At 72.0% G+C, this 20,440-nt stretch carries 18 protein-coding genes; 7 read left to right on the plus strand and 11 right to left on the minus strand.

What is annotated here, in order from left to right; genetic code table 11:
- Positions 1 to 119: 119 nt before the first annotated feature.
- The gene (locus tag BLV72_RS13255) at positions 120 to 830 is read right to left on the minus strand and encodes an HNH endonuclease family protein (RefSeq protein WP_167746347.1); all 711 of its coding nucleotides are present in this window, start codon (positions 828 to 830) and stop codon (positions 120 to 122) included.
- Between the two features lie 83 nt (positions 831 to 913).
- Between BLV72_RS13255 and BLV72_RS13260 the strand changes: the two genes are divergently transcribed.
- Complete coding sequence (locus BLV72_RS13260; protein WP_093462423.1) at positions 914 to 2,377, plus strand: DUF2079 domain-containing protein; 1,464 nt, start codon at positions 914 to 916, stop codon at positions 2,375 to 2,377.
- A 96-nt stretch (positions 2,378 to 2,473) separates the two neighbouring features.
- Here BLV72_RS13260 and BLV72_RS13265 read toward each other — a convergent pair whose 3' ends face one another.
- The 3 genes from BLV72_RS13265 to BLV72_RS13275 all read right to left on the minus strand — a co-directional run bounded on the left by BLV72_RS13265 (position 2,474) and on the right by BLV72_RS13275 (position 5,370).
- On the minus strand, positions 2,474 to 3,256 hold the full coding sequence (locus tag BLV72_RS13265; RefSeq protein ID WP_093462425.1) for a VOC family protein: 783 nt from the start codon (positions 3,254 to 3,256) through the stop codon (positions 2,474 to 2,476).
- 228 nt (positions 3,257 to 3,484) lie between these two features.
- Positions 3,485 to 4,747: a L,D-transpeptidase gene (locus BLV72_RS13270; protein WP_208905625.1), complete on the minus strand. Its 1,263-nt coding sequence runs from the start codon at positions 4,745 to 4,747 to the stop codon at positions 3,485 to 3,487.
- Between the two features lie 293 nt (positions 4,748 to 5,040).
- Positions 5,041 to 5,370, minus strand: a complete 330-nt coding sequence (locus BLV72_RS13275; RefSeq protein WP_167746348.1) for a hypothetical protein — start codon at positions 5,368 to 5,370, stop codon at positions 5,041 to 5,043.
- Positions 5,371 to 5,469: 99 nt separating this feature from the next.
- Here BLV72_RS13275 and BLV72_RS13280 point away from each other — a divergent pair, with 99 nt between their 5' ends.
- The gene (locus BLV72_RS13280) at positions 5,470 to 5,766 is read left to right on the plus strand and encodes a hypothetical protein (protein ID WP_059145190.1); all 297 of its coding nucleotides are present in this window, start codon (positions 5,470 to 5,472) and stop codon (positions 5,764 to 5,766) included.
- A gap of 73 nt (positions 5,767 to 5,839) precedes the next feature.
- On the opposite strand, the gene hutH is transcribed toward BLV72_RS13280, so the two are convergent.
- From hutH to BLV72_RS13310, 6 genes are all read right to left on the minus strand, one after another.
- Positions 5,840 to 7,384: a histidine ammonia-lyase gene (hutH, locus tag BLV72_RS13285; RefSeq protein WP_093462429.1), complete on the minus strand. Its 1,545-nt coding sequence runs from the start codon at positions 7,382 to 7,384 to the stop codon at positions 5,840 to 5,842.
- A gap of 912 nt (positions 7,385 to 8,296) precedes the next feature.
- Positions 8,297 to 9,418, minus strand: a complete 1,122-nt coding sequence (locus tag BLV72_RS13290) for a GGDEF domain-containing protein (protein WP_093470325.1) — start codon at positions 9,416 to 9,418, stop codon at positions 8,297 to 8,299.
- A 323-nt stretch (positions 9,419 to 9,741) separates the two neighbouring features.
- Positions 9,742 to 10,536, minus strand: a complete 795-nt coding sequence (locus BLV72_RS13295; RefSeq protein ID WP_093462431.1) for an enoyl-CoA hydratase/isomerase family protein — start codon at positions 10,534 to 10,536, stop codon at positions 9,742 to 9,744.
- Positions 10,537 to 10,629: 93 nt separating this feature from the next.
- Positions 10,630 to 12,201, minus strand: coding sequence for a cytochrome P450 family protein (locus BLV72_RS13300; RefSeq protein WP_093462432.1), 1,572 nt, complete (start codon positions 12,199 to 12,201; stop codon positions 10,630 to 10,632).
- A 236-nt stretch (positions 12,202 to 12,437) separates the two neighbouring features.
- Positions 12,438 to 13,640 (minus strand): adenylate/guanylate cyclase domain-containing protein, encoded by a 1,203-nt coding sequence (locus BLV72_RS13305; RefSeq protein ID WP_093462434.1) that lies wholly within the window; start codon positions 13,638 to 13,640, stop codon positions 12,438 to 12,440.
- Positions 13,641 to 13,786: 146 nt separating this feature from the next.
- The gene (locus BLV72_RS13310; RefSeq protein WP_093462435.1) at positions 13,787 to 14,674 is read right to left on the minus strand and encodes a biotin--[acetyl-CoA-carboxylase] ligase; all 888 of its coding nucleotides are present in this window, start codon (positions 14,672 to 14,674) and stop codon (positions 13,787 to 13,789) included.
- Positions 14,675 to 14,939: 265 nt separating this feature from the next.
- On the opposite strand from BLV72_RS13310, the gene BLV72_RS13315 reads away from it, so the two are divergent.
- The 4 genes from BLV72_RS13315 (at position 14,940) to BLV72_RS13325 (ending at position 17,743) form a co-directional block, all read left to right on the plus strand.
- Positions 14,940 to 16,535: an acyl-CoA carboxylase subunit beta gene (locus tag BLV72_RS13315; protein ID WP_093462436.1), complete on the plus strand. Its 1,596-nt coding sequence runs from the start codon at positions 14,940 to 14,942 to the stop codon at positions 16,533 to 16,535.
- Positions 16,536 to 16,560: 25 nt separating this feature from the next.
- Positions 16,561 to 16,767, plus strand: coding sequence for an acyl-CoA carboxylase subunit epsilon (locus tag BLV72_RS13320; protein ID WP_059144442.1), 207 nt, complete (start codon positions 16,561 to 16,563; stop codon positions 16,765 to 16,767).
- A 104-nt stretch (positions 16,768 to 16,871) separates the two neighbouring features.
- A complete protein-coding gene (gene mmpB / locus BLV72_RS51040; protein WP_260613761.1) occupies positions 16,872 to 17,003 on the plus strand; it encodes a morphogenic membrane protein MmpB in 132 nt (43 codons plus the stop codon).
- Positions 17,004 to 17,140: 137 nt separating this feature from the next.
- On the plus strand, positions 17,141 to 17,743 hold the full coding sequence (locus BLV72_RS13325) for a Maf family protein (protein WP_093470326.1): 603 nt from the start codon (positions 17,141 to 17,143) through the stop codon (positions 17,741 to 17,743).
- Between the two features lie 112 nt (positions 17,744 to 17,855).
- Here the strand turns inward: BLV72_RS13325 and BLV72_RS13330 are convergent, their stop codons facing one another.
- Positions 17,856 to 18,308 (minus strand): hypothetical protein, encoded by a 453-nt coding sequence (locus tag BLV72_RS13330; RefSeq protein WP_093462438.1) that lies wholly within the window; start codon positions 18,306 to 18,308, stop codon positions 17,856 to 17,858.
- 345 nt (positions 18,309 to 18,653) lie between these two features.
- Here BLV72_RS13330 and BLV72_RS13335 point away from each other — a divergent pair, with 345 nt between their 5' ends.
- Positions 18,654 to 20,402, plus strand: a complete 1,749-nt coding sequence (locus BLV72_RS13335) for an acetyl/propionyl/methylcrotonyl-CoA carboxylase subunit alpha (protein WP_093462439.1) — start codon at positions 18,654 to 18,656, stop codon at positions 20,400 to 20,402.
- Positions 20,403 to 20,440 lie beyond the last annotated feature (38 nt).

Genomic DNA, 20,440 nt, shown 5'->3' on the forward strand with positions numbered 1-20,440 from the left:
ATCGTGCGGCGCGACAAACGATCTGGCGTTGATCGATGGTATGGAGTCGGCGCGGCCTAGGCCACTGCTTGAACAACGATTCACCACGCTCTTGGTCAGCCTCCGGCCGCCCTCGGCCGCTAGCGGCCGCCGGAGCGCGCGGGCAGCTTCGCCGTCGGGCAGCCGCCCAACACCCGCTTCATCGCACCCTTCTCGGCCTCGGTCACCCACAGCCCGTACGCCTTCTTCACGGCCACCTGATGCGCCACATAGTCACAGCGGTAGGTCTTGTTGGGCGGCAGCCAGGTCGCCGCGTCGCCATCTCCCTTACGGCGGTTGGCGGACGCGTCCACGGCGATCAGATTGAGCGGATCGTTGGCGAACGCCAGGCGTTTGTCCCGGTCCCACTTCTGGGCGCCCTTCTGCCAGGCGTCCGACAGCGCGACCACATGGTCGATGTCGACCTTGCTGTGGCCACGGACGAACCGCACATCGCGGCCGGTGTACGGATCGTCGGTGAGCGTGCCCGAGGCGACCAGGCAGTGGCCGTCGCGGAACCTCACGTCCTTCAGGTCCCGCTTGAGGATGTCGTCGCGGGTTCCGCAGCCGTTGTCGTCGGTGTCCACCCACGAACTGCCGAACTCGCTGCGCTCATAACCCGTCTTCGGCGCGCGCCCCTTGACTGTGAGCGAGGACACAGCCGTAAGGGCCGGTCCGGACGCCGCGGGCGCGCTCGAAGCTCCCCCGCCCTTGCCGCCACTCTCGCCGCCGCCCTGGTCACCGTCCTGGTCACCGGCCGTGCAGCCGCCGACCGCCAACAGCGCGACCAGCACCGCCACAGAACTCCGCATCGGTATGCGAAACCGTCCCTGCAACCTTCCCGCCCCCTTCGCGTATCTTTTCGCACAGACCGCCCACACGATAAGGACCCTGGATGGACACGGCCGCAACCGCTCCGCCCGGCACCGGCGCCGAGAGGGCGACCGCCGTCACCACGGGGCGTACCCGGCTCGTCGCGAGAGCGGGTTTACTGCGGCATCCGCGGGCCGATCCGTACTGGCTGGCCCTCGCCCTCTTCGCCGTCTTCACGGCGCTGTCGGTCAGCCGCTACCGCCGCATGGCCACCATGTCCTGGGATCTGGGCATCTTCGAGCAGGCGATACGGGCGTACGCGCATTTCCAGGCCCCCATAGCCGATCTCAAGGGCCCCGGCGCCAATATCCTCGGCGACCACTTCAGCCCCATCACGGCGCTGCTCGGCCCCCTCTACCGGCTCTTCCCCGGCCCCGTCACGCTGCTGGTCGCGCAGGCGGCGCTGTTCGCCGTCTCCGCCGTCCCCGTCACCCGTGTCGCCGCCCGGCTGCTGGGACGCGGCCGGGGGCTCGCGATCGGCATCGCCTACGGGGTCTCCTGGGGCATCCAGCGCGCCGTGGACTTCGACTTCCACGAGATATGTTTCGCCGTTCCGCTCATCGCCTTCTCCCTGGAGGGGGTGATCCGGGGGCGCTGGTACCCGGCCATGCTGTGGGCCGCCCCGCTGGTCTTCGTCAAGGAAGACATGGGCGCCACCGTGGCCGCGATCGGCGCCGTCGTGTGGATCCGCGCCCGACGGGACCCCGAGCGCGGCCCCCGCGCCGTTCCGCTCGCCGTCGTGCTGATGGGCTTCGGCGTCATCGTCTCGGCGCTCGCGCTCGGCGTCGTCATCCCCGGCTTCAACGGCGGGGGTTCGTACGACTACTGGGACAAGGTCGGCAGCGGCGGTGAGCAGACCGGCACGATCCCCTTCGGCACCGCGCTGCGCACCCTGCTGTGGATCCTGCTGCCGACCACCGGTCTGCTGGCGCTGCGCTCCCCGCTGCTGCTGGCCGCCGTGCCCACCCTCGGCTGGCGCTTCCTCTCCCACGACGACCACTACTGGGGCACCGACTGGCACTACAACGCGGTGCTGATGCCGGTCGTCCTGCTGGCCCTGGTGGACGCCCTGGACCGCACCCGCGCCACCCGGCGGCCCTGGCTAGCCTCGTCCGCCCGCCAGCTGCCCGCCGCGGTCTGCGGCGCGGCCCTGGCGCTGTCCTCCTCCATGCCGCTGTACAGCCTCACCCAGGGCGCCACCTACGACAAGCCGCCGCAGGCCGGCGCGGTGGAGCGGCTGCTGGACCGGATCCCGGACGGGGCGACGGTGGAGGCCAACGTCGGCCCCATAAGCCGTCTGACCAGCCGCTGCCGGGTGCTGTGGGTCGGCGCCACCGAGGACATACAGCCGGACTACATAGCGCTGCAGGAGCCGCCGGAGCGCACCGAGCGGCAGGTGGTCGACTACGCGGGGCAGCTCCACCCGGACACGCGGTACACGCCCGTCGGCTCCACCTCGGGCTACTTCGTCCTCAAGCGGGGCTGAGGTCTCAAGCGGGGCTGAGGCCCTGAAGCGGGGCTGGGCGGGACCGAGGGCCTCAAGCAGGACCGGGCCGGGGTCCGCGCCGGTTCGACCCGCCGCTCAGCTCATGGGCTTCGGGGCGATGAGGGCGAACGGCGCCCCCTGCGGGTCCTTCACCAGGGACATCCGGCCCGCGATCATGTCGTACGGCGGACGGAGGACCGTGCCGCCCTCCGCGGACAGCTTGGCCGCGGCGCGGTCGGCGTCCTCGACGGCGAAGTAGACCAGCCAGTGCGGGGGCACCTCCGGCGGCATCCCCTCCCGCAGCGGCTGGAGCCCGCCGACCGTACGGCCGTCGACGGAGAGCGCGAAATAGCCCTCGGCGCCCTCCATCGGCGTCGACTCCAGGCCCAGCGCCTCCGCGTAGAACGCCGAAGCCGCCTCCCGGTCGGTGGTGTTGAGCTCGTTCCAGATCAGCGTGCCCGGCTCGTTGACGAGACCGGTGCCGGAGAAGCCGAGCGGCTGCCAGACGCCGAAGACGGCCCCCAGCGGGTCGGCCGCCACCAGCATCCTCCCCAGGTCCATCACGTCCATGACCGGCAGCAGCACGGTGCCACCGGCCCGGCTGATGGCCTCCGAGGTGGCCTGGGCGTCGGCGGAGCAGAAGTACGTGGTCCACACGGTCGGCGGCGGGCCCTCACCGGACATCGACTGCGCCGACATGGCCCCCGCGACGGGCTTGCCCTTCAGGGTGCACATCGCATAGCCCCCGGACTCCGGAGGGCCGACCTCCGCCTCCCAGCCGAACAGCCCGGAGTAGAAGTCCAGGGCGGCCCGTTGGTCGGGGACCATCAGATCGATCCAGCAGGGCGTTCCGGGCTGATAGGACGTGACTTCGGGCATGGGGCCGCCTCCGTATCGCCACCTCCGGCCGGGCGCGGCCGGATGGGATGGCCCCCTGCGGCCCATTCTCCTCCGGCCGGGGCGGCACGCCACTCGACGGGGATCGCCACGGCGCGCACCGGTCCGTGAACCGGTCGTGTACTCGTTCGGGGGTCTTGCCGCGAAACCGCCGGGCGGCGGCCGGCCCGAAGGCCGACCGCCGCCCGGCGGTGGTGAGGAGACGGTGTGTCAGGCGCCGCCGACGGCGCTTCCGGACACCCACTGGCTCCAGTCCATGTTCCATCCGTTGAGGCCGTTGTCCGGCTGGATGGTCTTGTCGTTGGAGTTCTTCACCACGACGACGTCGCCGACCTGGGAGTTGTTGTAGAACCAGGCGCCGTCCGTGTTGGCGTCGCCCGCTCCCTTGGTGTCCGACAGGCCGACACAGCCATGGCTGGTGTTGACGTTGCCGAAGATGGACTTGGCGCCCCAGTAGTTGCCGTGGATGAAGGTGCCCGAGGTGGACAGCCGCATGGCGTGGGGGACGTCCTTGATGTCGTACTCGCCCTTGCCGTCGTCGTCCGTGAAGCCGACCGTCGCACCGTTCATCCGGGTCTCCTTGAACTTCTCGGAGATCACCATCTGACCGTTGTAGGTCGTGTTGTCGGGGCTGCCGGCCGAGATCTTGATGGTCTTCAGCAGCTTGCCGTCGCGGACGACCTTCATCTCCTTGGACTCGGCGTCGACCGTCGAGACCTGCGAGTGGCCGATCTTGAAGTTGACGGTCTTCTCCTGGACGCCCTTGACACCGGGCGCCGCCTCGACGCCGTCCAGGTCGAGCTTCAGGGAGACGGTCGAGCCCGCCTTCCAGTAGTCCTTCGGGCGCAGGTCCAGCCGGTTCCCGTCGAACCAGTGGCCGACCACCTGCTGGCCGCTGCTGGCGGTGACCTTGATGTGCGACTCGACGTCCTTCTTGTTGGTCACCGCCTTGTCGAACCGGATCGACACCGGCATGCCGACGCCGACGGTGGAGCCGTCCTCGGGCGTGAAGTTGCCGATGAAGCTGTTGGCGGGCGAGACGGTGGTGAAGGACGAGTTCTCGGTCGCCTTACGGCCCTTGGAGTCCTCGGCGGACGCGGAGATCTTGTACTGGGTGGCCCGCTCCAGCTGCCCGCTGGGCTTCCAGGACGTCTTGTCGGGCGATATGGTCCCGGCCACGGTGTTGCCGGTCGCCGCGGACGTCATCGTGACGGAGTTGAGCTTGCCGCCACTGACCGTGACCTTGGTGTCACTGTTGATGCCCGCGTTCGTCGCACCGGCCTTCGGCGTGATCTTGATGTGGGCGTCCGACGCGTCCTTGGCCGCTGCCTCGTCGACCTGCGACTGCGACTTGTTCCCGTCGTTCTTGGCGTCGTCGCCGCCGCCATCCCCGCCGCATGCGGCGAGAGTGAGTACGCCGCCGAGTACGGCGGCCGCGGCCACCAGCCCCTTACGGCGCTTGCCGTCCGTCATCACACGCTTCTCCATTTGACCTGGATCTTGATCTGGACCCCAGAAACCCCGGACCTGCCTGAAAAGAACGCCGGTACCTTTTGGCCGGTTCCACGCACAGTAAAACTGTGCGCAAGGCCACTTAGCAAAGACACCGGACAAGCCTAAGACCCGTCGGCACCCGGACCCGTACGGCTCAGCCGTCTTCGCCCCGCCTTCGCCGCCCTGAGCCCCCTCGGTGCCGCTCTGAGCCGCCGCGTGCGCCGCCCGGGGGCCGCCCGTGGGCGCGCCGCCGCCCGGCTCCTCAGCCGTCCTCAGTCATCGTCCTCGTCCAGGTCGGCGAAGGCCCCGGACCACTCGGCGGCGCGAGGATCGTAGTCGATGTGCTCGCTGCTCCAGGACGCCTGGGCCAGTTCGACCCCCGGCACCTCCTCCACCATCTCGAACGGATCGACCAGATACGCCAGCGCCTCGGCCTCGTCCGACTCCACCATGCGGCGCGCGTGTCCCCGTTCCTCCGCGGCCAGGGACTCATCGCCGTCGATCCGCTCGTACGTCGCGCGCCGCAGCTCGTCCGGATCGGTGATCTCCACCACGAGCTCCACGCGAAGCCGGACAAACCGGGATGTCTCGGTACTCGTCATGCGAGGGAGGTTAGGGGTCCTACCCGTCTCGCTTCCGCACGACCCGCAGTTGTCACTACGATCGGCGCACGGGGTCAATTTGCCGCAGCCTCAAGGAGGATGCCGTTGTCCGCACGCCGACCGCTGCTGACGGCCGCCGCTGCCGGTTCGCTGCTGTGCGCCCTGTGGTTCGTTCCGTCCGCCAACGCGACGGTGGAGGACCCGGGGTCGTCATCGGCGCCCTCGCAGACCCAGCCCGGATCCGGGCCCAGGACCGAGGCCGTGCCCGACGGGGATCTGGCCGACACCGGCAGCGTGGACGTCACCCCGTATCTCTTCGGCGGCACGGCCTTTCTGGGCCTGGGCGTCGCGATGGTGACGGCCTCCGTGCGGCGGACCCGCCCGGAGGCGTACTGACACCGCCGGCGCGGCGCGTTCGGTCCGGGCGGACCCTGCGGCGCACTGGGCCCGTTCGCTCGATGCGAACTGCTCAGTCCAGGCGGCCCGTCACCGACTCCACGGCCTCGATCAGCTCTCCGGATCGTACGAACGCGTCCGCCGCCGCCAAGTCGGGCGCCAGATAGCGGTCCCCGCCCGGCCCCTCGACGCCCGCCCGGCGCACCGCCGCCAGCACCGCCCGGCTCGCGGGCGCGGGCTCCAGTCCCTCGCGCAGCTCGACGCCACGGGTGGCGGCGACCAGCTCGACGGCCAGGACGCGGGCCAGATTGTCCACCGCCGTACGCAGCTTGCGCGCCGCCGACCAGCCCATCGAGACATGGTCCTCCTGCATCGCGGAGGACGGGATGGAGTCGACCGAGGCGGGCACCGCCAGCCGCTTCATCTCGCTGACCAGCGCCGCCTGGGTGTACTGGGCGATCATCAGCCCCGAGTCCACGCCCGGGTCGCCGGCCAGGAAGGGCGGCAGACCGTGGGAGCGGTTCTTGTCCAGCAGCCGGTCGGTGCGGCGCTCGGCGATCGAGGCGAGGTCGGCCGCCGCGATGGCGAGGAAGTCCAGGACGTAGGCCACGGGGGCGCCGTGGAAGTTGCCGTTGGACTCCACCCGCCCGTCCGGCAGGACGACGGGGTTGTCCACGGCCGAGGCCAGCTCGCGGTCGGCGACCAGCCGGGCGTGCGCGAGGGTGTCCCGGCCCGCGCCCGCGACCTGCGGGGCGCAGCGGATCGAGTACGCGTCCTGGACGCGCGGCGCGTCGTCCTGGTGGTGCCCGGTGAGCCCCGAACCCTCCAGCACCCGCAGCATGTTGGCGGCGCTGGCGGCCTGCCCCGGGTGGGGGCGGATGGCGTGGAGCTCGGGCGCGAGGACGCGGTCGGTGCCGAGCAGCGCCTCCAGCGAGAGGGCGGCGGTCACATCGGCGACGGTGAACAGCCGGGCGAGATCGGCACATGCCATGATCAGCATGCCGAGCATCCCGTCGGTGCCGTTGAGCAGCGCGAGCCCCTCCTTCTCGCGGAGCTCGACCGGCTCGATGCCGTGCTCGGCCAGTAGCTCGGCGGCCGGCCGCACCACCCCGTCCGGGCCCTCGGCCTCGCCCTCGCCCATCAGGGTCAGCGCGCAGTGGGACAGCGGCGCGAGGTCCCCGGAGCAGCCCAGCGAGCCGTATTCGTGCACCACGGGGGTGATCCCCGCGTTGAGGAGCGCGGCCATCGTCCCGACCACGACGGGCCGGACCCCGGTACGGCCGGACGCGAGCGTCTTCAGCCGCAGGAACATCAGCGCCCGCACCACCTCGCGCTCGACCCGCGCGCCCATGCCGGCGGCGTGCGAACGGACGATGTTGCGCTGCAGCTGGGCGCGGAGCTCGGGGCTGATATGGCGTACGGCGAGCGCGCCGAAGCCGGTGGAGACGCCGTAGACGGGCTCGGGCTTGGCGGCGAGATCGTCGATCACCTGCCGCGAGGCCGAGACGGCCTCGAGCGCCGCCTCGGAGACCTCGACGCGCGCGGCGCCGCGTGCCACGGCGATGACATCGTCGGCGATCGTTCCGGACGTCCCCACGACCACAGAGTGCATATCCATATTCAGGCACCCTAGAGAGTGAATCGCCCCCTGTCACCCCGCCGACCCTTCCCAACCGGGGCTCCGCCCCGGACCCCGCTCCTCAATCGCCGGAGGGGCTGAGGGGTGGGGCTCCGCCCCGGGTCCCCGGGGGAGGGAGTGTGGGGCGGGGCCCGGCAGGGTGGGAGGGCCCCGGCATGCGGGGGCAGGGAGCCCCGGCAGGGTGTGGGGCAGGAGTCCGGCCAGGGTCTGAGGTAGGAGCCTCGGCAAGGTGTGCGGGAAGAGCCCCGGCAAGGTGTGGGGCGCGAGCCCCCGCAGGGTCTGGAGCGGGAGTTCTCCAGGACCCGGCCGCAGGCCCACCATCGCCCGGGAGCGCAGCCCCGCGCCCTTGGGGCCAGGGCCCACCATCGCCCGGGAGCGCAGCCCCGCGCCCTCGGGGACAGGGCCCACCAGGTCCCGGCGAAGCAGCCCCCCGTCAGCGCTCGGGGCGGGCCGACCAGGGCTCGGGGCCGTAGCTCCGTCGAGCCCCGGGGGCGCAGCCTCCGCCCGGGGCCGGGGGCGGAGGCCGATCTTCCAGCCCCTCCGGCGTTTGAGGAGCGGGGTCCGGGGCGGAGCCCCGGTTCGGGAAGGGGCGGGGTGGGGAACGGAGCGCGCTTCGCGCGTACGCCGGGGTCCGGGGCAGAGCCCCACCGGGACCGGGGCGGGCTGAGAAACGGAGCGCGCCTCACCCGTACGCCGGGGTCCGGGGCAGAGCCCCACCGGGACCGGGGCGGGGTGGGGTGGGGAACGAAACGCGCTTCGCGCGTACGCCGGGGCCCGGGCAGAGCCCCACCGGGACCGGGGCGGGCTGAGAAACGGAGCGCGCCTCACCCGTACCCCGGGGTCCGGGGCGGAGCCCCACCGGGACCGGGGGGACAGGGCGCGCCTCGCGCCCTAGCGGCGGCCCCGGAAGCGGCGTCGCTCCGGCGGGTGAGCCGCAGACGTATCGGCCAGCCGAATCACCGAGTCCTCCGCACCCCCATCCCGCCCCGCCACCACCGGCTTGAGCGACCGCGCCGCCTTGGCCCGATACTGCGCCGCGTCCGCCAGCCGGAAGAGGCGGCGGGCCGACGGCACCGGCCCGATCGGATCGCCCGTGGAGGCGATCCCGCAAGCGACCCCCTCGCCCATCTCCAGCTCGGCGGCCCGGCGGCACAGCTCATCCGCCACCCGCACCACCTCGTCCGCCGGCGGCCCGACTCCCAACAGACAGAACTCATCCCCGCCCAGCCGGGCCACCAGCGCCCCGGGCAGCATCGCGCCGCACAGCGAGAGCAATGAGCCGAACCGTTCCAGCAGGCGATCGCCCACCGCATGGCCAAGCGTGTCGTTGACCCGCTTGAGGCCGTTGAGATCGCAGACCACCAGGCTCACCACGGTGCCGTCCGCGTGATACGCCTCCAGCGCCTCGTCCAGCCGTATGTCCACCGCGCGGCGGTTGCCGAGGCCGGTCAGCGGATCGGTGAAGGCGAGGCGGCGGGCCTCCTCCAGGCGTTCGGTCTGGGCCAGCCCGGCGGCGGTCACCGAGGCCAGCACGGTCGCGAAGTCGGCGTCGTCGCGGTCGAAGACGGGACGCCCGGCCGCCCGGGCCACATACAGCTCGCCCCACGCCCGCCCGTGCAGCACGATCGGGGCCACCACACAGCTGCCCCGGCCACGCCGCCGCAGGGCGGCCACCCTCCCCCAGCTACCGCTGGCCGGCGCGCCCTGACGGCCGGGCGGGGCCGCGCCAGGACGTACGCCCTCGGCGGTCTCGACCCAGGCGTGCGGCTCCCCGCCCGCGGCCCAGTGCTCATGCAGGAACTCGGCGATCTCCGGGAAGTCGTGCACCGGATACGACTCGTCCTCCGGCAGCGGCTCCTCGCCCGCCATCAGCTCGCCCACGTTGACCAGCACCCGCAGCCGCCCCCGCGCACGCTCCCATACCGAGATCGCCGCGAAGCCGCCGTCGAGGGCGCGGCGGGCCGCCTCGGCCGCCGCACCCACCGACTCCTGCGGGGTGTGCGCCGCCGCCATCCCCTGGGCGAGCCCCACGACGGCCCGCAATCGTCCATCGACCCCGACGGGCCGTCCGCCGATCTCCCCGTTGTCCGTCACGACGGCCTCGCATTCCTCACGGCCATGCATCGTTCGCTCTGCTCTCCAGCGTAAGAACGTCGAGAACAATCCGCTGCGGGCCGTTCACCCCGGGTATCCGAGCGAACGGTCACCCCCGGTGACCGCGCGCTCCCCGGGCCGGGGCCACTCCCCGGATCCGGTCAGCTTCCCCGGTCCGGGATCCCTACTCCCCCGGTCCCCGCCGGCCCGGCACTCCCCGCCCGGTCCGGCCGAGCCGCTCCTCACTCCCCCGGCCAGTTCGGCGACCGCTTCTCGTTGAACGCGGCGACACCCTCCGCCCGGTCGCCGGAGAAGGCCACCGTCCGCCACGCCGCGTCCTCGACCTCCAGACCGGCCCGCAGATCCAGCCCCTGCCCCAGCCGCAGCGCCTTCTTGGCGGCCCGCAGGCCCACCGGGGAGTTGGCGGCGATGCCCCGGGCCAGTTCCATCGCCTCGGCCCGGTCCTCGCCTTCCGCCACCAGCCGGTCCACCAGGCCCAGCTCATGGGCCTCCGCGGCGGCCACCCGGCGCGCGGAGAAGACCAGCTCGGCCGCGCGTGCGGCGCCGACCCGGCGCGGCAGCAGCTGGGTGCCGCCGCCGCCCGGGATCACCCCGACCGACACCTCGGGCAGCCCCACCACGGCGGTGGGGTCCGCGACGATCACGTCACAGGACAGGGCCAGCTCGAAGCCGCCGCCCAGCGCGAAGCCGTGCACCGCGGCGATGGCGGGCATCGGCAGCTCCAGCACCCCGGTGTAGGCGGCGCGGGAGACCGGCCGGTGCCGCAGCATCTCGGCGTCGGAGAGCGAGTTGCGCTCCTTGAGGTCCGCGCCCACGCAGAAGGCCCGCTCATGGGTCGAGGTCAGCACGACGGCCCGCACGTCACGGTCCTCGGACAGTGCCGCGCAGGCCGCCGTGATACAGCGCGCCATCTCGGAGGAGACGGCGTTCATGGCCTTGGGCCGGTCCAGCACCAGCTCGGCCACGAAGCCGTCCCTGCGGACCGCGACCCACTCCCCGTACCGCTGCTCACTCATCACGCACTCTCCCGGTTAACGACCGTGAACCCCATGCGGCGATCATTTCAGCTCCCCGGGGTGTGCGGAACCGGTGAGCCACCCGGACCGGGCCTAGCGGGCCCGCCGCCACCGGTTCAGGAAGCCGAGCAGGACCGACTGTTTCTGCCCGTCCTCCCCCTGCTCCTCCAGGTCCGTCCCCTCCAGGGGCTCACCTCCGGACACGGACGCCCCCTCGGTGGCGAGCGGCAGCGAGAGCGGCGGGAGGGACGGCGGCGGGGGCGCCCCTTGCGGCACCCCCTGCGGCATGCCCGGCGGCATGCCCTGCGGAATCCCCTGCAGCGCCCCTTGCGGCGCCTGGTGCCGCTGGTCCTGCGGGTCCCGCTCGCCCGGGCCGACGGCGGGCGGGCCCGGGCGCCGGCCCCCCGGCCTGGCGACGGGCGCGAACCGCACCGGCAGGGAGACCACCCCCCTGACGAAGACCCCGGACAGCCACTTCAGCTCCTCGACATCCCCGGCCAGCGCGAGGTCCGGGATGCGGTCCAGCAGCTTCTCCAGCGCGACGGAGGCGATCAGCCGGGCCGAGCTCCGGCCGGGGCAGGCGTGGGGGCCCGCGCCGAACGCCAGATGGGCCCGGTTGCCCTGCTTGTGCGGGGACCTCAGCAGGGCGTCCCGGTTGGTCGCCGCGAAGCTGATCATCACGGCGTCGCCCGCGCGCAGCCGCTTCCCGGCGAGGTTGGTGTCATGGACCGGGAAGTAGAGCCCCATGTTGGCCAGCGGCGGATCGGTCCAGAGCACCTCGTCCAGGGCGTCCTCGACGAGCATGCTGCCGCCCATCAGCTCGCCCGAGAACCGCTCGTCGGTGAGCAGCACCCGCAGCGAGTTGCCGATCAGGCCGGGCACCAGCCCGGTCACCATCCCGATCAGCAGCAGCAACTGCTCGACCAGCTCCTCGTCGGTCAGCCGCGCCGGATGCGCGATCAGCCAGGACGTGATGTCGGCGCCCGGATCGCGCCGCTTGAGGTCGATCAGCTCGCGCAGCGCCGCGGCCGCGGCCCGGTCCCCGCCCGCGGGATCCGAGCCGTCGATGAACGCCACCACGCCCCGCAGCAGCGGGTCCATGGCCTGCTGCGGGAAGCCGAAGAGCTGGCTGGTCACCAGCACCGGGACCAGTGCGCAGTACGTCCCGATCAGCTCGGTCTCGCCCGCCTCGCAGAACTGGTCGATCAGCGAGTCGGCGATGCGCTCGACATAGTTCCGCAGCGCACCGGAGTCGATCCGGCCGGTGCAGTCCTCGATGGCGCCGCGCAGCCGCCGGTGCTCCTCGCCGTCCACGAAGTCGACCTGTGGCCGGGGCCTGATGACCTGCGGGGCATAGCTGGTCCCGGGCAGCACGCCCTCGTTCCTGGCCCGCCAGTGGCGAGGGTCCTTGGAGAAGGTCTCGGGGCGCCGCATGATCTCCAGCGCCGTGTCGTACCCCAGGCACAACATGGCCGGGACGCCTCTGTCCAGCTCCACCGGCGCGAGCTGGCCGTGGGTCTCGCGCAGGCGCCGGTAGACCGCGAAGGGGTCTTTTCCGAACTCGGGCGCGTGGAGCGGCTCGGCACCGGCCCCCTCATGGGCGGGGCAGCCCGGTGGAGGTAAGGCGCCCGGACGCTGAGCACTCGAATCGTAAAGCGGGGTCACACGTGCTCCTGGACACCGCCGGGCCCACCCCGCGGGCGGACGCGCACGGTGCTTCTTCGACGACAGGACCTGGGATCCACCGAGTGGATCTTGCGGACGTAGGCTAGCCCAACAGGCCCGGATCCGCGCCCAGTTCAACGATCCGGCCGCAGCCACCGAAGGGATCCGGACGAACGTCGTCCAGCGCGTCCTACCCGGGGGCGCGCCCCGGGGTCATCCCCGGCCGCCCCCCGGCGTCATGCGCGACGGCTCAGCAGCCACGGCTCCACGACCCCCAGACCACGCACCGGCCGCTGCCACATCGGCTGGAGCGCGAACCGGTACGAGGGCGGCTCCTCGCCCTCCTTCTCCGCCGCGGCGGCCGCCTCCGCGGCCTCCGCCTCCGACACCGGGGCCTCCCCGGTGCGGCTCAGCTCCTCCGCGAACGCGCCGTCCACCAGGACCGCGTTCTTGGGGGCTATGGACGTCAGCCGGCTCGCCAGGTTCACGGTCGTCCCGAAGACATCGCCCATCCGGGTCGTGACCGTGCCGAACGCGATCCCGACCCGCAGCTCCGGCATCGTCTCGTCATGCGTCAGCGTCTCGATCAGGCGCAGCCCGATCTCGGCGGCGATGCCCGCGTCGTCGGCCGCGTAGAGCACCTCGTCGCCCAGCGTCTTGATCAGCCGCCCGCCGTGCGCCGCCACCAGGTCGGCGGCCGTGGTCTCGAACGCCTCGACCAGCTCGCCGAGCTCCTCCTCCTCCAGCCGCCGGGTCAGCCGGGTGAAGCTCACCAGGTCCGCGAAGCCGACCGCCAGCCGCCGGTCCACCATCTCCGCGTCGTCCGCCGCCTGCACCACCCGGCCGGTCGCGGCCGCGAGCTGGCGCCGGTAGACATAGACCAGGAACTCCTCCAGCTCCGGCAGCAACAGCTCGACCAGCGGATACGCGATCTCGGTCCGGGTCATCCCGGTCTCCTGGGGATCGGTGAGCCCCTCCAGGAACGAGTCGATCTGCCAGTCCGCGAGCCGGGCGCTGGTCTGGCCGGTGGACCGCGCCACCTGGATGGCCATCGGCTCGCTCAGCAGCCCGGCCTCCACCAGCCCGGACAGCCGGCGCAGCGCCAGCACATCGGCCTCGGTCAGCGCCTTGGCCTGGCCGATGTCGGCGAAGCCCATGGCCCGCCAGAAGCGGGTGGCCAGCTCGACCGAGACGCCCGCGCTGCGGGCGGCCTGGAAGGGGGTGTAGCGCCGCTCGGCACCGAGGATCAGCTGCTCGAGCCGGAGCGCGATGGGATCCGGCTGGTCCTCCTCGTCGAGGGCCTCATCGGGGGCCTCCTCGGGAGCCTCCGCGGCGGCGGTCTCCCGCGCCCCGGTGTCCCGTACGGCCCCGTCCGGCGCGGTGGCGTCCCACGCCTCGCGCTCCTCGGCCGTGCCGGAACCCGCGTCGTCGGCGGTCACCGCCCGCCCCCTGTCAGATCCCTGCGCACTGCCCTTCCGTTCCCTCTTCCCGGTTGGGTTCCGAATCGCCCACAGCCGCCCCGAGCTGGACCGACCGCGACCACGATACGTCAGGTGTGCCGTAGCTCACTCTCCACGGCAGGGGTTCATTGCTCCCTCGGTACGGAGCGTAGATGCACGATGTCCCCGGCGGAGACCGGCTCCTGAACCCCGCCCTCGGTGGCCAGAACCAGCCGCCCGTCGCCGTCGACCGCGACCGCCTCGCCGACCCGCTCCCGGCCGCCCGGAAGCTCGGCGCGCACCTGCCGCCCGAGGGTCGCGCAGCCCGCCGCATAGCTCTCCTGGAGGCCGCTCGCCCCGGGGTCGCCCTCGAAGCGGCACCACTCCCCGTACCACTGAGCGATCGAGCGCAGCACGGCCCGCAGCAGCGGATCGCGGTCGGTGGAGATCGCGTCGGCCAGGGCCAGCGACCCGGCGGTGGGTACCGGAAGCTCATCGGCGCGCAGCGAAACGTTCAGCCCCATGCCGATGACCACCGCGTCCCCGGCCCGCTCGGCGAGGATCCCGCCGAACTTCCGCTCCTCGCCCGCGACCGTCACCAGCAGGTCGTTCGGCCACTTCAGCGCGGTGTCCACGCCCGCCGTGCGGCTGAGCGCCCCGGCGCTCGCGACCCCGGCGAGCAGCGGCAGCCAGCCCCAGCGCTCCGTGGGCACGCCGGCGTCGGCGGGCCGTAGCAGGATGGAGAAGAAGAGCCCGGACCTGGCCGGGGCCGTCCAGGCGCGGTCGAGCCGGCCGCGCCCCGCGGTCTGCTCCTCGGCGACGAGCACCGCGCCCTCGGGGGCCCCGGCCCGGGCCCGGGTGACCAGATCGGTGTTGGTCGAGCCGGTCGCCTGCACCACCTCGAACTCGGTCCACAGCCCGCCGGGGCGCACCAGCCCCCGGCGCAGCGCGGTGGCGTTCAAGGGGGGCCGCTCGAGATCGGACCAGCGGCCGGGCCCGTCACCTGGGCTCCCTGAGGTGTCAGAAGGCGTCATGAGGGCCAGCCTAGGGTCAGGAGGTGTGGCCAACGACGCAGTGCCACCAAGCGGTGCCGCCGATACGCTACGTGCCGGTAGCCCAGCCGGCGCAACAGCTGCCGAACGGTCCGTAACCAGCGAACATCCATAGGCCCCACCGATCACGATTCCGACCCCGTACCTCGTTTCCACCGCTTCCTCCGATTCCCCCGACCCTGAAGAAGTCCGCCGTATCCAGTAGTCCGCCGTATCCACCCCCAGGACGAGCAGGAGCCGCATCCCGATGTCCGAGCCGGAGATCGCCCCCGAGATTCCAGACCGTCACACCACCGCGGGGAAGCTCGCGGATCTGCAGCGCCGTATCGAAGAGGCGACCCATGCGGGGTCCGCGCGCGCGGTGGAGAAGCAGCACGCCAAGGGCAAGCTGACCGCGCGCGAGCGCATCGACCTCCTCCTGGACGAGGGGTCCTTCACCGAGCTCGACGAGTTCGCCCGGCACCGTTCGACCAACTTCGGCATCGAGCAGAACCGCCCCTACGGCGACGGGGTCGTCACCGGCTACGGCACGGTCGACGGCCGCCCGGTGGCCGTCTTCTCCCAGGACTTCACGGTCTTCGGCGGGGCGCTCGGAGAGGTGTTCGGCGAGAAGATCGTCAAGGTCATGGACTTCGCGCTGAAGACCGGCTGCCCGGTCATCGGCATCAACGACTCCGGCGGCGCCCGCATCCAGGAGGGCGTGGTCTCGCTCGGCATGTACGGCGAGATCTTCCGCCGCAACACCCATGCCTCCGGAGTGATCCCGCAGATCAGCCTGGTCGTGGGCCCGTGCGCGGGCGGCGCGGTCTACTCCCCGGCGATCACCGACTTCACGGTGATGGTCGACCAGACCTCGCATATGTTCATCACCGGCCCCGATGTGATCAAGACGGTCACCGGTGAGGACGTCGGTTTCGAGGCGCTGGGCGGCGCCCGGACCCACAACACCACCTCCGGTGTCGCGCACTACATGGCCGGGGACGAGAAGGACGGCATCGAGTACGTCAAGGCCCTGCTGGCGTACCTGCCCTCCAACAACCTCTCCGAGCCCCCGGCCTTCGCCGACGAGGCCGATCTGGAGGTCTCGGACGAGGACCGGGAGATGGACACGCTCATCCCGGACTCGGCGAACCAGCCGTACGACGTGCACAAGGCCATCGAGCACGTCCTGGACGACAACGAGTTCCTGGAGACGCAGGCGCTCTTCGCGCCCAACATCATCACCGGCTTCGGCCGGGTCGAGGGCCACCCGGTGGGCATCGTGGCCAACCAGCCGATGCAGCTCGCCGGCTGTCTGGACATCGACGCCTCCGAGAAGGCCGCACGCTTCGTGCGCACCTGCGACGCGTTCAACGTGCCCGTGCTGACCTTCGTGGACGTGCCCGGCTTCCTGCCCGGCACCGACCAGGAGTACAACGGCATCATCCGGCGCGGCGCCAAGCTGATCTTCGCCTACGCGGAGGCCACCGTCCCGCTGATCACGGTCATCACCCGCAAGGCGTTCGGCGGCGCGTACGACGTCATGGGCTCCAAGCACCTGGGCGCCGACCTCAACCTCGCCTGGCCCACCGCGCAGATCGCGGTCATGGGCGCCCAGGGCGCGGTCAACATCCTCCACCGGCGCACCATCGCCGCCTCCGACGACCCGGAGACCACCCGCACCGAGCTGATCGCGGACTACGAGGACACCCTGCTGAATCCGTATATCGCGGCCGAGCGAGGGTATGTGGATGCTGTGATCATGCCGTCCGAGACCCGCCGCCACATCGTCCGCGGACTGAGGACCCTGCGGAACAAGCGCGAGTCGCTGCCCCCGAAGAAGCACGGCAACATCCCCCTCTAGCCCCCTCGAGCGAAGGGCTAATTCCATGATCCGAATTGTCCGGGGCAACCCGACCCCCGAGGAGTTGGCCGCCGCACTGGCGGTGGTGCAAGCACGCGCGGCGGCCGTCACGGCCGCTGCGCAGAGCGAGGACGATCCGGAGGAGTGGTCCGACCCGGCCCGCACCGTCCCCGGCCACCGGGTGCCGCACCCCGGCCCCAAGGCGTGGCGTACCACCTACTGGCCCGCCTGAGAGCCGCGCGGCAAGGCCGGAAGGCCGGAATGGCACCTTCGCGCCGGGGCGCCTGAGTACGCGTACTCAGGCGCCCCGCCGTCCGCGGCCTCAGGATCGGTCCCATGCTGTGGTCCGAGCCGCCCGACGAGCCGCCCGAGGAGCTGCGGCGCGCCGAGGCCATGCTCCGCCGCGCCCGCACGGTGCTGACCGTCTCTGTGCTGCTCGCGATGTGCCTCCTCGGCCTGTGGCTGTGAACGCGGCCCTGCTCCGAACCCCGGCCTGATCTGGCTCGGTCTGACCTCGTCCGGCCCGACCTGAGCGAGAGGCCGGTGCCATGGCCCGGCTCCGGCCCCTGGCCGGGCCGCCCCGGGGGCGGCTTACCCTGGTGCGCATGACTGCGCAGCGCACTCTCATCCTCGCGTCCGCCTCGCCCGCCCGGCTCGGACTGCTGCGGCAGGCCGGAATGGCGCCGAAGGTGATCGTCAGCGGGGTGGACGAGGACGCGCTGAGCGCCGAGACACCCGCCGAGCTGGCCCGGGTGCTGGCCGAGGCGAAGGCCACCGCCGTGGCCGGGCTTCCGGAGGCGGCCGGCTCCCTCGTCATCGGCTGCGACTCGGTGCTGGAGCTCGACGGTCAGGCGCTCGGCAAACCGGCGGACGCCGAGGAGGCCACCGCCCGCTGGAAGTCGATGCGCGGCCGGGCCGGGGTGCTGCGCACCGGGCACTGCGTGATCGACACGGCGAACGGCCGCCGCACCTCTGCCACCGCGTCCACCACCGTCCGCTTCGGCGAGCCGGCGGACGAGGAGATCGCTGCGTACGTCGCCAGCGGCGAACCGCTGCATGTGGCGGGGGCGTTCACGCTCGACGGCCGTTCGGCGCCGTTCATCGACGGCATCGAGGGCGACGCCGGAACCGTGATCGGGCTCTCCCTGCCGCTGTTCCGCCGGCTGCTGGCCGAGTTGGACGTGCGGATCACGGCCCTCTGGGACTAGCCAGGGGTCTCCCTGGCTCCGGGGCGACTGGGGATTCCCCTGAGTCTGGCCGGGCCAAGGGTTAGGGATTCCCCCCGAATCAGCCCGGGCCCGGCTAGGGATTTCCCCTGAATCAGGCCGGGCTGGGGGCGTCCTGGCCGCCGCCCGCGGCCTCCGCGGAGGGCTCGGCGGGCGGCTCCGCCTCGTACCCCAGCAGGCTCAGCACGATCAGCCCCAGCACCACCATCAAGAACGCGAACGCCGGCCAGCCCACCAGGCCGACCGCGAACGCGCCCACCAGCCCGTGCACCACCGCACAGGTGACGAGAAGGATGCGGGCGAGGCGGCCGGGGGCGCGGTCGCGCACGGCGGTGCGCAGCAGCACCACCCCGCACACCAGCAGATAGAGGCCGAAGAGGCCGCCCGCGACCCAGGTGCCGATGGACATCGCATCGGTGTCGAGGCCGCCCATGGACATCTGCTGACGGTCCACGACCAGGCCGAGGATCCAGTTCAGCAGCGCTATACCGACCGCTTCGAACATGAGCGTCACAGCCGCTATCGCGGCCACTGGTCTGCGCGCCACCGTGTTCCCCCTCCACTCCGTCAGTGCCGAAGCACGCTACTAACGGGTAAGCGCCGCCACAAGAGGTGCGGACGAGCTGAACGCCATGGCAAAGTTTCCGCCCGGCATTCGTAGGGTTTCCACAAAGAAACGCGAAGCGCCGCAGCACGGCGGGCCAGAGACCTTGCCCACACCTCGGACGGCGCACCAGCCCCGAAAACCGGGCGTACGGTGGAGCGACGGGGGATCTGGTCGCTCGCCCAACGCGAGGTTCACGCTCCGTGTGGTCAAGCTCACGCCCGGGATCTTCTCGGCGCGAGGTGTCGCCTGTACCTAAACTCGGCTTGTTTCAAGGAGGGAGCCATCGTGCGCAAGGTGCTCATCGCCAACCGTGGCGAGATCGCTGTCCGTGTTGCCCGTGCCTGCCGGGATGCCGGGATCGCGAGCGTAGCCGTCTACGCCGATCCGGACCGGGACGCATGTCATGTGCGCGCGGCCGATGAAGCCTATGCGCTGGGCGGTGACACCCCGGCGGCCAGCTATCTCGACCAGGCCAAGGTCCTGGCCGCGGCCGCCGAATCCGGCGCCGACGCCGTCCACCCCGGCTACGGATTCCTCTCCGAGAACGCCGAGTTCGCCCAGGCCGTCCTGGACGCGGGCCTGACCTGGATCGGCCCTCCGCCGCACGCCATCCGCGACCTGGGCGACAAGGTCGCCGCCCGCCACATCGCCCAGCGCGCCGGCGCCCCCCTGGTCGCCGGCACCCCCGACCCGGTCTCCGGCGCGGACGAGGTCGTGGCCTTCGCCGAGCAGCACGGCCTGCCGATCGCCATCAAGGCCGCCTTCGGCGGCGGCGGCCGCGGCCTGAAGGTCGCCCGCACCATGGAAGAAGTCCCCGAGCTCTACGACTCCGCCGTGCGCGAGGCCGTCGCGGCGTTCGGGCGTGGGGAGTGCTTCGTCGAGCGCTACCTGGACAAGCCCCGCCATGTGGAGACCCAGTGCCTGGCCGACACCCACGGCAACGTCGTGGTCGTCTCCACCCGTGACTGCTCCCTCCAGCGCCGCCACCAGAAGCTCGTCGAAGAGGCCCCGGCCCCGTTCCTGACCCCGGAGCAGAACGACCAGCTCTACGCCGCCTCCAAGGCCATCCTCAAGGAAGCCGGCTACGTGGGCGCCGGCACCGTCGAGTTCCTCGTGGGCAACGACGGCACCATCTCCTTCCTCGAGGTCAACACCCGACTCCAGGTGGAGCACCCGGTCACCGAAGAGGTCACCGGCATCGACCTGGTCCGCGAGATGTTCCGCATCGCCGACGGCGAGGCCATCGGCTACGACGACCCGCAGGTGCGCGGCCACTCCTTCGAGTTCCGCATCAACGGCGAGGACCCGGGCCGCAACTTCCTGCCCGCCCCCGGCACCGTGACCTCCTTCATCCCGCCCGCCGGCCCCGGTGTCCGGCTGGACGCGGGCGTGGAGTCCGGCAGCGTCATCGGCCCGGCGTGGGACTCGCTGCTGGCCAAGCTGATCATCACCGGCGCCACCCGCGCCCAGGCCCTCCAGCGCGCCGCCCGCGCCCTGGCCGAGTTCCAGGTCGACGGCATGGCCACCGCCATCCCGTTCCACCAGGCCGTGGTGGTGGACCCGGCGTTCACCAGCGAGCCGTTCACGATCCACACCCGCTGGATCGAGACCGAGTTCAACAACACCATCGCCCCCTTCGCCCCCGTCAGCCCCGACGAGGACGAGGAGCCCACCGCCCGCGAGACCGTCGTGGTCGAGGTCGGCGGCAAGCGGCTGGAGGTCTCGCTGCCCGCCTCCCTGGGCGTGGCCACCGCCCCGGCGGGCGGCTCGAAGAAGCCGAAGCGCAAGGCGGTCAAGAAGTCCGGCTCCGCCGCCTCCGGCGACGCCCTGGCCTCCCCCATGCAGGGCACCATCGTCAAGGTCGCCGTGGGCGAGGGCGACACCGTGGCCGAGGGCGACCTCATCGTCGTCCTGGAGGCCATGAAGATGGAACAGCCCCTCAACGCCCACCGCGCGGGCACCGTCAAGGGCCTGACCGCAGACGTCGGCGCGTCCATCACCTCGGGCGCGGTCATCTGCGAGATCAAGGACTGACGCGCGAGTCAGGGACTGAGGCGGGAATCAAGGACTGA

Source organism: Streptomyces melanosporofaciens (assembly GCF_900105695.1).
GTDB lineage: Bacteria > Actinomycetota > Actinomycetes > Streptomycetales > Streptomycetaceae > Streptomyces > Streptomyces antimycoticus.

What these genes read in the sequence shown, in the direction of transcription:
- BLV72_RS13315 (WP_093462436.1), top strand. Translation starts at nt 14,940, where the DNA reads ATGTCCGAGCCGGAGATCGCCCCCGAGATTCCAGACCGTCACACCACC.
- BLV72_RS13310 (WP_093462435.1), bottom strand. Translation starts at nt 14,674, where the DNA reads ATGACGCCTTCTGACACCTCAGGGAGCCCAGGTGACGGGCCCGGCCGC.
- BLV72_RS13260 (WP_093462423.1), top strand. Translation starts at nt 914, where the DNA reads ATGGACACGGCCGCAACCGCTCCGCCCGGCACCGGCGCCGAGAGGGCG.
- BLV72_RS13295 (WP_093462431.1), bottom strand. Translation starts at nt 10,536, where the DNA reads ATGAGTGAGCAGCGGTACGGGGAGTGGGTCGCGGTCCGCAGGGACGGC.
- BLV72_RS13320 (WP_059144442.1), top strand. Translation starts at nt 16,561, where the DNA reads ATGATCCGAATTGTCCGGGGCAACCCGACCCCCGAGGAGTTGGCCGCC.
- BLV72_RS13270 (WP_208905625.1), bottom strand. Translation starts at nt 4,747, where the DNA reads ATGACGGACGGCAAGCGCCGTAAGGGGCTGGTGGCCGCGGCCGCCGTA.
- mmpB (WP_260613761.1), top strand. Translation starts at nt 16,872, where the DNA reads ATGCTGTGGTCCGAGCCGCCCGACGAGCCGCCCGAGGAGCTGCGGCGC.
- BLV72_RS13290 (WP_093470325.1), bottom strand. Translation starts at nt 9,418, where the DNA reads ATGGCGGCGGCGCACACCCCGCAGGAGTCGGTGGGTGCGGCGGCCGAG.
- BLV72_RS13280 (WP_059145190.1), top strand. Translation starts at nt 5,470, where the DNA reads ATGCCGTTGTCCGCACGCCGACCGCTGCTGACGGCCGCCGCTGCCGGT.
- BLV72_RS13255 (WP_167746347.1), bottom strand. Translation starts at nt 830, where the DNA reads ATGCGGAGTTCTGTGGCGGTGCTGGTCGCGCTGTTGGCGGTCGGCGGC.
- BLV72_RS13275 (WP_167746348.1), bottom strand. Translation starts at nt 5,370, where the DNA reads ATGACGAGTACCGAGACATCCCGGTTTGTCCGGCTTCGCGTGGAGCTC.
- BLV72_RS13325 (WP_093470326.1), top strand. Translation starts at nt 17,141, where the DNA reads ATGACTGCGCAGCGCACTCTCATCCTCGCGTCCGCCTCGCCCGCCCGG.
- hutH (WP_093462429.1), bottom strand. Translation starts at nt 7,384, where the DNA reads ATGGATATGCACTCTGTGGTCGTGGGGACGTCCGGAACGATCGCCGAC.
- BLV72_RS13265 (WP_093462425.1), bottom strand. Translation starts at nt 3,256, where the DNA reads ATGCCCGAAGTCACGTCCTATCAGCCCGGAACGCCCTGCTGGATCGAT.